The organism is Collinsella aerofaciens (genome assembly GCF_018785265.1).
GTDB classification, from domain to species: Bacteria; Actinomycetota; Coriobacteriia; order Coriobacteriales; family Coriobacteriaceae; genus Collinsella; species Collinsella aerofaciens_AI.
Map to the genome: position 1 here is coordinate 44,761 of NZ_WQPK01000008.1, position 13,009 is coordinate 57,769.

Below are 13,009 nucleotides of genomic sequence, written 5' to 3' on the forward strand. Positions count from 1 at the left end.
GGGCCTCCCCATACGACATGGCGCGCCTCCTGGACGAGTACCCGTTCGTCTTCGAGGAGTGGCTGGCCCTGTTCGACCGACGCGGCGAGGGCTTCGCGGCCAAGCGCGAGAGGACGAGGGGCGAGCGCGTGCAGCGCCTGTTCGACCGCATGGGGAGGAAGAAATGAGCAGCCTGAGCATCAGGGTCGAGGGCCTCGCGGAGGCGCTGAAGGGCCTCCGCGAAATCGACCGCGAGCTGCCGAAGGAAGTAAAGAGGGGACTGCGCGAGGACGTGCGGCCCCTTTTTGCAGCCTATCAATCCTACGCGCGCGGCCTCGGCGGCTCCGGGCAGTACGCAGCAAACGCCTCGATGCGGACCATATCGGCGGGCGTGAAGATCGCCAACAGCGACCCCGGCGCAGGCCCCATCGAGTTCGCCAACCACGGCGCGCTCTACCAGAGCGGCCCCAGGGCGGGCAGGCGCATGGGCGTGCCCCATGCCGGGAAACCGCGCGCGCTCATGCGCGCCGTCGACGAATACGAGGACGAGGTGCGCGACCGCGTGGAGTCGCGCATCGAGAAAGTAATCCAGAGGTACCTAAATGGGTAAGGCATCAATCTCCATCGCCGTCACAGGCTCCTATAACGGCTCCGCGCTGGAGAAGGCCGAGCGCCGCCTAGAGACTATGGCGAAGAAGGCCGTCGTTGCCGAGAGCAACGTCGACGGCGCTGGCAGGAGCCTCGTAGAATCAGGCTCCCGTCTGGCCAAGGCGGGCGGCGCGATATACAACACCGGGGCCAGAATCGAGGCCGCCGGGCAGAAGCTGGTCCCCGTGACCGCAGCCATCGCGGGCGTGGCCGTGGCCACGGGCGCTGCGGCCGTCAAGATCGACACGTCCCTCACGGGCGTGCGCAAGACCGTGGACGGCACCGAGGAGCAGTACCGCCAGCTCAAGGAATCGGCCATCGAGTTCTCCAAGACCAACGCGGTGAGCGCCGACCAGATTCTCGACATCCAGGCGCTTGGCGCGCAGCTCGGCTTCTCCATCGACGAGCTTGACGAGTTCTCGCGCGTGGTATCCGGTCTGGACATCGCCACCGATATGAACGCCGAGCAGGCGGCCACCGAGCTGGCGCAGTTCGCCAACATCGTGAAGATGTCCCACAGCGACGTGAGCCGCTACGGCTCGGCCATCGTCAACCTCGGCAACAACCTCGCCACAACCGAATCAAGCGTCTCGTCCATGGGGCAGCGCATCGCGGCCGCATCCAACCAAGTCGGCATGAGCACGCCGGACATCCTCGGATGGTCCGGTGCCATGTCCTCCCTCGGCATCGAGGCCGAGGCCGGTGGCACGGCGTTCTCCAACACCGTCGCATCCATCGACAAGGCCGTGGCCACGGGCGGCGACGCGCTCGACTCGTTCGCGTCCATCGCGGGAATGAGCGCCGACCAGTTCGCCCAGAGCTGGAGGACGAGCGCCACCGACACCATGCTGGCCCTCCTCAAGGGCACCAACAGCGCCGAGAACATGACCGTGGCGCTGGAGTCCATGGGCGTGACCGGAATCAGGCAGACCGACGTGCTCAAGCGCCTCGCTGGCAACACGGACCTCGTGAGCCAGGCGCTTCATGTATCCAACGACGGCTGGCGCGAGAACACCGCGCTGCAGGACGAGGTCAACAACCGAAACGACTCCATGGCCGCCAAGCTGGAGATCCTGCAGAACAAGGTCACAGCGGTGGCCGAGGACATCGGCACGCCGCTGGTGAACGCAGCCACCGACGCCGTCGACGCGGCCGAGCCGCTGTTCGAGGCCGTCGAGAACGTGACGCAGGGCTTCGCCGACATGGACGAGGGCGCGCAGCGCAATATCATCACGCTCGCCGCCGTGGCCGCAGCCGCCTCGCCATTCCTCACCACCACGGGCCGAATCGTCAAGACCGTGGGCAACGCCGTCACGGCCGTGGGCAAGGCCAAGCAGGAGTGGGGCGTCTACGCCGACGCGCTGACCACCACGAATGCAGCCGCACTGAAGGCGTACAGCGAGAACGAAAAGCTAAACAAGGCCCTCGAGAAGAACCCGGCGGCCAAGGCGGCTGGCGGCGTGGACAAGTACGTCGAGGCCGTGCAGAACGCCAGCAAAAACACATCCAAGTACGACTCGGCCGTCAGCAAGCTATCGAACGAGCAGAAGAAGGGCAGCAAGGCCAACGCCGAACTCGTCGAGAGCCTCAAGAAGGAAGTCGACGAGAAGCGCAACGCCATGAACCGCTCTAAAGAGCTGGTGAACGGATACAAGCAGGAGGCAGCAGCGGCAAAGACGACCGAGGCTGCCACCAAGGCGCAAGCCGCAGGCCTCATGACGCTATCGAAGGCGGCAGACGTTGCCAAGCTGGCCTTCGCCGCCGTCGGACCGGCGCTCGTTATCGCTGGCATCACTGCCTTCGTCCAGAGCATGGAGGACGCCAAGAAGCACGCCGACAACCTGAAGGCATCGACCACCGAGCTGGAGGCCGCCGCCGCTGGGGCCAAGAACGAGGTCAAGGAGGAGGCTGGGGCCTTCGACGTCCTCACGGGCTCCACGGGCAGCGCCAAGGCCGACGTCGACAAGATGCTCGAGAGCCAGGCGCAGCTCGCCAGCACGCTCAAGGAGACCAACACATCGGCCGCCGCGCAATCCGCACAGCTCACGGCCGCATACGACACCATCAGGGAGTACGCGAACAAGAGCGACCTGAGCACCGAGGCGCAGGGCCGCCTGCGCGCTGCGGTCGATACGGTCAACTCGATGTGCGGCACGCAGATAAGCGTCGTCGACCAGGCGAACGGCAAGCTCGCCGACGAGCACGGCGCAATCAGCGACGTCACCGGGGCGCTCGGCGAGTACGTCGAGAAGAAACTCGAGCAGATCAGGATAGACGCGCAGCAGTCGAACCTGACGGCCCTCTACGAGCAGCAGGCGCAGGACATCCAGACGCTCGCCGTGGCCCAGAAGGACTACAACGACGAAGTCAACCGCTGCATGAAAAACAACCCGCAGATGACGCGCGAGCAGGCCGAACTGACCATGAGCTACTCGAAACAGGGCAAGGCGCTCGACGAGGCCAAAGCCGCGCTCGGCGCGGTGAACAACTCCATCGACACCGTCACGGAGAGCCTCGGCGCATCCGTGGCCGTGGCAGACGGGGCCACCGCGAGCGTGAAGGACCTCGCTGCGGCGTCCCCGGCCGTCTCCTCCGCGTTCCTCGGCCTCGACAAGGACCTCGGCCAGTTCTGCGACGACCTCCAAAATGCCGGAATCAGCGTCGAGGACTTCCAGAGCCTGAACGACGAGCAGCTGATCAAGCTATCCGCCTCGTGGGACGGCACCACCGGGAGCATCATCAAGGCCCTCGGCGACATGGGCATCAAGTGCAAGACGCAGGGGCAGGCGGCGGCCGACAACTGGGCCAGCGGCCTAAGCGCGGGCGCGCAGAGCGCTATCGGCGCGGCCCAGCAGGTCACCGGTTCCACGCTCGAGGAGTTCAAGCGCAACTGCGACGACTACGGCATCGCCGGAGACGCCGCCGTGACGGCCTTCGCCAACGCGCTCGCCCAGGGCGACACCTACGACGTGGCGGCGGCAAAGGCCAGGGAGGCCGTTGGCGGCCTCGACGAGGCCAAGCAGGGCGGCTCCGACGCGGGAACCCTCGCCGGAGCGCTGTTCGCCGAGGGCATCACCACCGGAGGCGCACCGACCGAGGGCAACGCGGCCGCGCTGGCCGCAGCGCTGGCGGGCGGCATCTCCACCGCCCCCGGTGACGCATCCGCGACGGGCAACTCCGCAGGAGCGGGCTTCGCGCAGGGCATCGCCGACAACACGCCGCAGACATCCAGCAACGCCGCAGGGCTGCGCGCGGCCCTGTCCGGCGGCATCGCCCCCGCGCCCGGCGACGCATCCAGCACGGGCAAGTCGGCGGGCGCGCTGTTCGCCAGCGGAATCGGCTCCGCGTCCGGCAGCACCAGCGCCAACGCGCGCTCGCTGGCCAGCAACGCCAAGTCGGGCGTCTCCTCCTCCCCCGGTGCCCTCGGCGGCACCGGTAGCTCGGCCGGTTCGAGCTACGCACAGGGCGTCGGCGCGGCCGCAGGCGCATCGAGGGCGAGCGGCTCGTCGCTCGCCAGCAGCGCCTCCTCCGGCGCGAGCGGGTGGAGCGCGTACACGAGCGGCTCGCACCTCGGCCAGCAGTTCGCCAGCGGCATCGGCTCGGCGTGGAACTCCGTCCGCAGCTTCGCCACGTCGCTAGTCAATGCGGCCAAGAGCGTCATGGGCTTCTCCGTTCCAGAGGACGGTCCATGGTCCGGTGCCGAGAAGGGCGGCGAGACCTCTGGACGCCACCTCGGCGAGAACTTCGCCCACGGCATGCTCGAGGCCCGCGCGGACGTGAGGGACAGCGCCAAGCGCCTCATGGCCACGGCGCAGCTCGACGGGAACGTGGCCTACACGGGCAACGGCGGCACCAAGACCACCGTGGTCAACAACTACTACTCGCTGGGCGACGTCAAGATCGACGCCTCCTCGATAAGCGAGTTCATGACACTCAACGACTTCTTCCAGACCGTCCGCAAGGCGAAGGCAGGGATGTAAATGGCATGGGGCAACGAGGTCTGGCCTACGGGCCAGACCGCCTGGAACACATATATCGAGTGGAAGATAAAGGAGTACGGCGAGAACTCCTGCTACGTGCAGGTCAAGTACAGCTCCTACGTCAAGTGCGGCGACATGCAGGGCACTATCCTCAACCGCTCGTGGGGCGGCCAGTACCGCATGTACGGCCCCGGCTGGTACGGCGATTCCGGCTGGCTCGACGTCGGCTGGGTCAACTACGGAGACCACGTCACGCGCGAGTGCTCGGCGTGGTACACGAGCTACTCCGGCACCTTCCGCAAGTCGACGTGCAGGGACACCTTCAGTCCCTCGGCCCCGGTCTGGACTCCCCAGACGCCGAGCAACGCCAAGGCCGTGCGCAAGTCCCAGACCCTGAACGTGATCACGTGGACGCGCAACACCACAGCGGCCCGACCGTACGACGGCATCTACGTCGACCGCCAGACCGACGGCGGCGAGTGGGAGAACATCGCCAAGCCGGGCGGCGACAAGACGGAGTACAGCGACGACACGGTGCGCCCAAACCACACGTACCGCTACCGAATCGGCGCATACAACACGGCCGGAAACGCCGGTGGCCACTCCTACACCGAGACGCTGCGCAACCCGCCGGAGAAGCCCGCAGCGCCGAGCGGTGCCAAGGTCGAGCGACTGAACGACGAGAAGAACCTCGTCACGTGGGCCAACCACGCCACGGACGAGGCCCCCTACTCCGAGGTGCGCATCGAGCGCAGCACGGACGGGGGCGGCTCCGTCCAGATCGCCCACGTGAGCGGCTCGGCATCCTCCTACACAGACCCGACGTGCTCGGCCGACCACTACTACCGCTATCTGGTACGCGCGTACAACGAGAGCGGCTACTCCGAGCGCGTCATGACCGACCGCACGTTCAACACGCCGTCCGCTCCGCTCAAGCCGAGCGGCCAGCGCACGGGAGACACCTCCGTCGAGCTGACCATCCCGAACCTGTCGCGCACCGCGAGCGCCACCGAGATTCAGCGCTCGCGCGACCGCAAGAGCTGGTCCACCATCGCCACGGTGACCGGCAAGGCGCTGTCGTTCGGTGACAACCCCGGAGGCGGCACGTTCTACTACCGCGCGCGCAACCTGCGAGGCGGCCTCGTCTCCGCGTGGTCCGAGCCGTCCGAGGCCGTCGTCACAATCTGCGCCCCGGCGGCACCGACGCTCCTCACGCCGACGAGCGGCGAGGTGCTGCTCGTCTCGCAGGGCAGGGTCACGTTCACGTGGCACCACAACCCCATCGACGGCTCGGCGCAGAGCGCGGCCGAGGTCCAGTACTCCACGGACGGCACCGCATGGAAGACGGTGACGGCCGCGACCGCCCAGAGCGCGAGCGTGCCGAACTTCCCCCTCAACTCCACCGTCTACTGGCGCGTGCGCACCAAGGGCGTGCACGCGGACTTCGGCCCCTGGTCCGGCAACAGCTCGTTCTACGTCCGGCAGCCCCCGCAGCTCGCCTTCGACGCGCCCGGCCAGACCGTGCGCAACGTGCCGGTCGGCGTGAGCGTGCAGTACGTCGACGCATCCGGCGCGCTCGCGGCCATGGCCGTGGCCATTACCGATATGGGCGGCAACGTGCTCTACGAGGAGGCGCTCGGGACCTCCACGGCCACGAGCGTCACCAAGGACGAGTGGATGCCGGAGGACGGTGGCGAGTACCGAATCGTGGCCACGGCGCGAAGCACGAGCGGCCTGCAGTCGACGGCCTCCATGCCATTCCGCGTGGAGTTCGAGCTGCCGCGCCGCGCCTCCCTCCGCATCGAGGCCGACATCGAGCGCGGATACGCCGAGCTGCAGTGCATCGTCGACAACAACGACGAGGGGCAGGACGTCGAGAGCCTTAGCATCTGGCGCGTCACGCGCGACGGCGAGAGGCTGATCGCCTCCGACCTGTCCGACGGCTCGTCGGTGGTCGACCGCTACGCGCCGCTGAACACGGAGTACAGCTACCGCGTGGCGGCATATGCGGCCTCCGGTGCATCGAGGGCGACCGAGCACCCCGGCAGCATCAAGACGCCCTACTGCTTCGTCTACTACGGCGACGGCCTCATGGCCCGAGCGCAGTTCGACCCTACCGAGCAGCGCAACCTCGAGCGCGCCAACCGCACGCTCGTGCGCTACGCGGGCAGGTCCCATCCCGTCCTATACGACGCGGGCGGCATCAGCGACACCCGTCCGCTGACCGCGCACGTCATAGGCGAGGAGGAGGTTCGCGCCTTCGAGGACCTCATCCTCTACCCGCGCGCCATCTTCAAGAGCGTGGCCGGTGACGTGTTCCACGTCGCCGCCGACGTGAGCGTGAACCGCGACCTGTGCATGCCGACGACGCACGCCGACATCAGCCTCTCGCTGACGAGGGTGGACGGTGAGGCCCTGTGATCTGGACAGGTTTTAGGCAGGAGTCGTACATCTACCGCCGGGTCACGTGGCCCGGCCTCGTCGAGGCCGAGGACTACGGCATGTTCACCGGCGGGCGGCTCACGCACTCCGCGCTATCGCAGCTCCGCTCCCAGGGCACGCTCGACTTCTCCGGCAGCGCCATACCCGACGAGCACGACCTAGTGCGCGTGTACTACCAGATGGAGGACGAGCGCGGCGAGGCGGGGACATTCGCCCTCGGGACGTACTTCTGCAGCATCGGCACGCCTAAATACAACGGGCCGCTGGTATCCGGCAGCGTCGACCTCGAATCGACGCTGCGCCTCGCGGTGAAGGGCAAGTACGGCCGCTACTACACGGTGAAGGCGGGGACCAACGCGGTCGCGCACGCCGACGGCATCTTCAAGCGCCTCGGCCTCCGCACGAACGAGCCGCGCTGCGACTACGTCCTGCCGAGGGACGTGGTGTACGGGCCGGACGACAGCTGGCTGACCATAGCCAACGACCTCCTCGCCATGGCCGGGTTCGCATCGGCCTACCCCGACGCATACGGCGTTATCCAGATGGTCCCGTACGTCGAGCCGCAGGCGCGCAAGCCGGTGCGCACGTTCAACGACGGCGAAGACTCCATCATGCTCCCCGAGGTATCCAGATCGGACAACGCGGACGACATCCCCAACGCCGTGTACCTGACCTACGAGACGGAGGAGGAGAGCCTCTGGGCCGTGTGCCGGAACACCGACCCAAACTCCCGCGCGTCCATCCCGTACAGGGGCTACGAGGTCCCGCTCGTCGACCAGGTGACGGAGCTCACGGGCGCAACCAAGGACGAGCGCCTCAAGGCCCTCAAGGCCAAGGCCAAGACGAAGCTCGTGGACAACTCATCGTCCATCGAGTACGTCGAGTGGGGCCACCCGTGGGTGCCCCTGCTGCCCAACGACGCGGTCGGCATCGACTATCTCACCGCCGGGCTAAATTGGCGCGGTGCGATAACGGAGCAGGAGATAGAGGTCGGAGGCCACTGCGCGGTGACGGGCAAGGCCCGCCGCTTCATCCGCTCCGGCTTCGTCACCGAGACGGAGGGAGGGTCATGGTAAGCGGCCACGAGCTGTACGAGCTGCTGTTCGGCGGGACGGGCGCAAAGGAGTCCCATACGTGGGGCACCGTCGCCGCAGTCAACCAAGACGGGACCGCCGACGTGCGGCTCAACCCATCCATATCGACCACCTGCACGTGCCTGGCCGAGGTGAAGGCCGGGGACCGCGTGCTGGTGCTCGTGTTCAAGCAAGGAGCAGTAGTGCTCGGGAAGGCGGTCTAGATGCTCATAGACCTCACGCTCGACATCGAGAAGGGCACCAACCGCTTCTCGACGCTCGACAACCCCATCACGCTTCGGCAGCAGGACGCCGAGGCGTACGTGTTCAACGTCAACCTGCGGCAGGGAGGCGCGGTGCTCGACCTAACCGGCATGACCGTGCGCTTCTACGCGCTGCGGCCGGACGGCGGGAAGGTCATCGACGGCGAGAACGTCGCGGTGCTCTCCGCGCCAGACGGAATCGTGCAGTACACCGTCCCCGCCAAGCTCACGCAGGCGGCCGGTGACATCCCGACCTCGTACATCCGCATCAGCTCGGGCGACTGGTCGGCATCCACGGGCAACATCGCCATCAGGGTCGTGCCCTCGGTGGCCATCGAGGCCACGGGCGGCGACTACATCCCCGAGATCGACCACCTCATCAACGCGCTCGAGGCGCAGCGCGTCACCTACGGCAACGCCGAGGATGTGCGCGCGTCCGAGTGGCAGGCAATCATGGACGAAGTCATTAACGCGCGCGGACGGGCTGACAGCGCGGCAGACCGCTGCGAGGCCGCGCTCGCGTCGCTCAAGGTCGACTACGACGACCTGACGGACGACGCGAAGGAGAAGATCGCCGCCATGGCGAGCGCCGGAGTGGTCTTCGCCACGCACGCGGAAATCGACGAGGCGTTCGAGTCCATCATCGCCCCGGCAATCGGCACCGACACGGTCCTCGAAGGCCTCACCCAGGAGGACTACGACTACGCCTTCGGTAAGGTATTCGGCCAGTAAAGGAGAAAGAATGGCAGTACAGGTAAACAAGGTCATGACGTTCGGCGACACCGTCGACCTCATCACCAAGGTGCACAAGGCCTCGGCGAACCCCGTGGCCGTCGCGCCCCATTACGACGGCACCAAGGGCGAGTACGACAACCTCGGCGAGTGGTTCAGCCTGCGCCGTGACGGCAAGGTGTACGGCGTCGACATCCCCGAGTACACCTACTCGAACGACCCCAAGGGCATCAAGACGCGCGACAACGTCGGCCTCGTGTGCCAGCCCGCCACCAACACCACGGCGGGCCGCGACGACTACTCCAAGCTCAACGCCTTCGAGTACTTCACCGTCAACGGCACGGTCGACGACAACGGCAAGTTCCACTGCACGGCGATGAAGGGCGACGGCCGCTTCAGGGCCGACGGCTCCAACGGCGACGTCTGGGTCATGGTCTGCCCCGGCTACTACAGCATCACGCGCAGCAACGGGTACAAGCGCCTGCTCTACTCCGACACCAAGTACGAGGGCATGAGGCCGCTGCCCGGCCAGAAGTACGCCGACGGCACCGAGCGCCCGCTCCTCGTGTTCTCGCCCTACCTCGCGTGGTGCGATTCCAACAACGTGCCCCACAGCTACTCCGGCAAGGTCCACACGTTCCAGTTCGGCTCGCACGACACCGGAATCAGCTACAGCAAGAAGAAGGGCGCGGGCTACACGGGCCGCACCGTAGCGGACAACTTCTACCTCCAGCTCATGCTCATGCTCAAGTACGCCACGCAGGACCTCCAGAGCCTCGGCGGCTGCACCGACTACGCGAACCAGTACAAGGTCCTCGAGGCCGAGACGGGCGTGAACCGCGTGCTCCTGCCGAAGGCGGCAGCCGACTACTTCCTCGTCGGCTCCACGCTGGTCTGCGGACCGAACAGCGACCGAGGCGCGACCGCAGGCCAGTCAACGTTCGCCTACCGCACCGTCACCAAGATCGAGGCGATGAGCGACCGATGCGCGGTCTACGTTGACGGCGCACCGTTCACCACGGCCGTCGACGACTACGTGAGCGCCATGCCGTGGAAGACAGGCACGTGCGACAACCTGCTCGGCACGGACGGCTATCCCATCGCTGGCAAGCCCAAGCAGCGCCAGCCGTACCGCATCCAGGGCATCGAGGTGCTCTGCGGAGCGTACGAGCCGCTGTGCGACGTGATCGTGAATCAGGTCAAGACGTCGGCCGACGAGGGCCACTGCGAGCTGTACAAGTGCTTCGATTCGCGCAAGTACTCCTCGTCCCTCGACGCCAACCACGTCAAGCTCGACCTCGAGCTGCCCGTGCGCGACAGCAAGACCAACGGCCAGTGGATGTACAACGAGGACTGGCAGGAGTCCGCGAAGTGCCCCGGCCTCCTCGTGCCGACAGGTTCCAAGGGAACATCGACGACGGGCACCTGCGACGCGATATATTCCGACCCGATCTCATCCCCCGGCCTGCGAGAGCTGCTGTGCTTCGGCGGTCTCTGGGGTGGGTCTATGTTCGGTGCCTTCTGCGGCTATTCGAGCTACGGGCTCGGCTACTACGGGTGGAGCTTTGGCGGTCGGCTATCTGGCCTGGGGGTCACCATGGCCTAGCCATGGTGCGGGGGTGAAGCGCAAGCGAGGGGGCAGCGCCCCCTCATCACCCCTCCCAGGCCCCTTGGGGGTTCTCGGCGGTAGCCGCTTGGTTCTCGGCCTTCTGCAGTGCTTCGGCAATCTCAGGAATGGGTCTATGTACGGTGCCTTCTACGGCAATTCGAACAACAGGCTCGGCAACTACAGGTGGAACTATGGCGGTCGGAAATCTGGTCAAACGCGGAACACGCTCGTCGAGTCCACCCGCTTCGAGCGGGCTTGCCCCGTCAACCGACGAAAATATCAACCCCACGGCGTTTGGTAGCCAGGCGGCGAAGAACGCCAAAACCAGATAGGAAACAATGAGGCGTTACTGCAAGCGCGTGGACATCGAGGACGAGGGTTTCTGCCTCGTCGCGGTCCGCGACTTCCTGCGAGGCAAGAGCGGGCGCAGGGAGGTGCAGGCGCTTCTGGACGAATACGGAGGCGAGGAGGAGCTGGCGCGCTCCCTCGCCGCCGAGATACGCGAGCGGCGCGTCACAGTCGCCCCCATCCAGTACTTCAACAGAATCGAGCCGATCAACGGCAAGCACCGCATCATCGGGCGCGAGACGCCGAAGCACCAGTGCTTCGACTACATCGCGGTAAACGGTCTGGCCGAGATGCTCATGGCCAAGATAGGCGACTACCAGACGGCCTCCATACCGGGGCGCGGGCAGATATTCGCCAAGCACGCCATCGAGAAGTGGATACGCGAGCCGGGGGCCAGGTACTTCATAAAGCTGGACATCCGCAAGTTCTACCCGAGCATCGACCAAGACGTGCTCCGCGCCATGCTCGCGCGCGACGTGAAGAACGAGGCCCTGCTCTACCTCGTCGGCGTCCTCCTCGACCAGTTCCCGCACGGCCTGAATATCGGCTCTTTCTTAAGCCAATATCTGGCCAACTACTACGCCTCGCGCGCGTACCACTACGCGCAGGAGCGCCTGCGCAAGACGCGCGTGAACAGGCGCACGGGCGTGGTGACGGACAAGCGCCTCGTGGACCACGTGCTGTTCTACATGGACGACATCCTTCTCATGGGCCACGACAAGCGCGACCTCAAGATGGCCGCGCGCCGCCTGTCCAAGTTCGTGAGCGACGAGCTGCACGTCGAGCTAAAGCCGTGGAAGGTGTGCGCCGTGGATAAGGAGCCGCTGGATATGGTCGGCTTCGTCTTCTACACCTACAAGACAACCATCCGGCCGGGCATCTTCCTGCGCGCCAGACGGGCCTTCATGCTCGCCGGGCGGTCGGAGGTCATACCGCTGCCGCTGGCCCGGCGCTGCATCAGCTACTACGGATACCTGAAACACAGCTGCAGCAAGGGAGTTATCGAGAAATATCACGCCGAGGATACATTCGCACGGTGCAAGGACGTCGTGAGCCTTGCCGAGACCGAGAGGAGACTCGATGAGAGTTTATTCGACGGCGGAGCTTCAGGCCGTGGACTACCACGAGCGCCCGGACGGCTTCGCGGACATCAGGCTGCGCCGCAACATCCAGAAGGTGACGCGCGAGCAGATCGACCCTGCCGGAGAAGCCACCGTGGAGTGGCAGGCTGACGAGCAGTACGTCCTCGCCGCCATCTCGAAGGACGAGGCCACCGAGGCGTTCGACCAGCTCTGGGAGCAGGCCGTGCGCGACGGCATGACCCTCGACGAGCGAGTCGACGAGACCGAGCAGAGCGCCAGCGACAGCGGCGACGCCATCGCGGAGCTCGGCGACATGGTCGCGGAGCAGCAGTCGGCAATCGAGGACCAGGAGGCCGCCCTGGCCGAACTCGGAGACCTCGTGGCGACCATCAAGGGAGGTGAGTAGCAATGGCGAAGATCTACTACCGCCAAGTCAAGGCCGGAAAGCGCACCATCGACGAGGTGCCCGAGCTTTGGCGCGAGAAGGTGCAGAAGATGTTGGACGAGGAGGCCTGATGCTCTCCACCGTTATCAGCGGACTGACGCTCGCGGTGGTGACGGGCCTCGCCGGGTATCTCGGCAGGCAGCTGCATGACATCCGCAAGGAGTACTCGGCCGTCATATCCGCGCAGCGCTCGCAACTAAAGGCCTCCATCGTGCGCAGCTACGAGGAGGCGGTGGCCCGGGGCTACATCACGGCCATGGAGCTGGACACGCTCAACAAGCGCGCCGACAACTACGCGCTCCTCCACGGGGACACGTACATCGAGACGATCAGGGCGCACGCCAACACCTTGGACATACACGGCAGCATCCCCGAGTACACGCACCCAGAGAACCACAATGGTTAGGA

General features: G+C 66.2%; 11 protein-coding genes. All 11 read left to right on the forward strand.

Annotated elements, in window-relative coordinates; all coding sequences use genetic code 11:
• The first annotated feature begins 17 nt into the window (after positions 1–17).
• Positions 18–167: a hypothetical protein gene (locus tag GPK42_RS01510; protein ID WP_215693032.1), complete on the forward strand. Its 150-nt coding sequence runs from the start codon at positions 18–20 to the stop codon at positions 165–167.
• A complete protein-coding gene (locus GPK42_RS01515) occupies positions 164–589 on the forward strand; it encodes a hypothetical protein (RefSeq protein WP_215693034.1) in 426 nt (141 codons plus the stop codon). Before GPK42_RS01510 ends, GPK42_RS01515 begins: the two co-directional genes overlap by 4 nt.
• Complete coding sequence (locus GPK42_RS01520) at positions 582–4,607, forward strand: phage tail tape measure protein (protein WP_215693036.1); 4,026 nt, start codon at positions 582–584, stop codon at positions 4,605–4,607. The genes GPK42_RS01515 and GPK42_RS01520 overlap by 8 nt, the downstream gene beginning before the upstream one ends.
• Positions 4,608–7,028: a fibronectin type III domain-containing protein gene (locus GPK42_RS01525; protein ID WP_215693038.1), complete on the forward strand. Its 2,421-nt coding sequence runs from the start codon at positions 4,608–4,610 to the stop codon at positions 7,026–7,028.
• Positions 7,025–8,125, forward strand: a complete 1,101-nt coding sequence (locus GPK42_RS01530; RefSeq protein ID WP_215693040.1) for a hypothetical protein — start codon at positions 7,025–7,027, stop codon at positions 8,123–8,125. The genes GPK42_RS01525 and GPK42_RS01530 overlap by 4 nt, the downstream gene beginning before the upstream one ends.
• Positions 8,119–8,346: a hypothetical protein gene (locus GPK42_RS01535; protein ID WP_117800493.1), complete on the forward strand. Its 228-nt coding sequence runs from the start codon at positions 8,119–8,121 to the stop codon at positions 8,344–8,346. The genes GPK42_RS01530 and GPK42_RS01535 overlap by 7 nt, the downstream gene beginning before the upstream one ends.
• Entirely contained in the window at positions 8,347–9,117 is a 771-nt protein-coding gene (locus GPK42_RS01540; protein ID WP_215693042.1) for a BppU family phage baseplate upper protein, read from the forward strand.
• Positions 9,118–9,127: 10 nt separating this feature from the next.
• Positions 9,128–10,723 (forward strand): hypothetical protein, encoded by a 1,596-nt coding sequence (locus GPK42_RS01545; RefSeq protein ID WP_215693044.1) that lies wholly within the window; start codon positions 9,128–9,130, stop codon positions 10,721–10,723.
• Positions 10,724–11,085: 362 nt separating this feature from the next.
• On the forward strand, positions 11,086–12,306 hold the full coding sequence (locus GPK42_RS09980) for an RNA-directed DNA polymerase (RefSeq protein WP_215693046.1): 1,221 nt from the start codon (positions 11,086–11,088) through the stop codon (positions 12,304–12,306).
• A 258-nt stretch (positions 12,307–12,564) separates the two neighbouring features.
• The gene (locus GPK42_RS09990) at positions 12,565–12,672 is read left to right on the forward strand and encodes a CD1375 family protein (RefSeq protein ID WP_252200017.1); all 108 of its coding nucleotides are present in this window, start codon (positions 12,565–12,567) and stop codon (positions 12,670–12,672) included.
• Positions 12,672–13,007 (forward strand): hypothetical protein, encoded by a 336-nt coding sequence (locus tag GPK42_RS01555; protein WP_117800488.1) that lies wholly within the window; start codon positions 12,672–12,674, stop codon positions 13,005–13,007. Before GPK42_RS09990 ends, GPK42_RS01555 begins: the two co-directional genes overlap by 1 nt.
• Positions 13,008–13,009 lie beyond the last annotated feature (2 nt).

Coding starts and splice junctions, on each gene's coding strand:
- GPK42_RS01515 (WP_215693034.1), top strand. CDS start 164: ATGAGCAGCCTGAGCATCAGGGTCGAGGGCCTCGCGGAGGCGCTGAAG.
- GPK42_RS01525 (WP_215693038.1), top strand. CDS start 4,608: ATGGCATGGGGCAACGAGGTCTGGCCTACGGGCCAGACCGCCTGGAAC.
- GPK42_RS01540 (WP_215693042.1), top strand. CDS start 8,347: ATGCTCATAGACCTCACGCTCGACATCGAGAAGGGCACCAACCGCTTC.
- GPK42_RS01510 (WP_215693032.1), top strand. CDS start 18: ATGGCGCGCCTCCTGGACGAGTACCCGTTCGTCTTCGAGGAGTGGCTG.
- GPK42_RS01555 (WP_117800488.1), top strand. CDS start 12,672: ATGCTCTCCACCGTTATCAGCGGACTGACGCTCGCGGTGGTGACGGGC.
- GPK42_RS01535 (WP_117800493.1), top strand. CDS start 8,119: ATGGTAAGCGGCCACGAGCTGTACGAGCTGCTGTTCGGCGGGACGGGC.
- GPK42_RS01545 (WP_215693044.1), top strand. CDS start 9,128: ATGGCAGTACAGGTAAACAAGGTCATGACGTTCGGCGACACCGTCGAC.
- GPK42_RS09990 (WP_252200017.1), top strand. CDS start 12,565: ATGGCGAAGATCTACTACCGCCAAGTCAAGGCCGGAAAGCGCACCATC.
- GPK42_RS01520 (WP_215693036.1), top strand. CDS start 582: ATGGGTAAGGCATCAATCTCCATCGCCGTCACAGGCTCCTATAACGGC.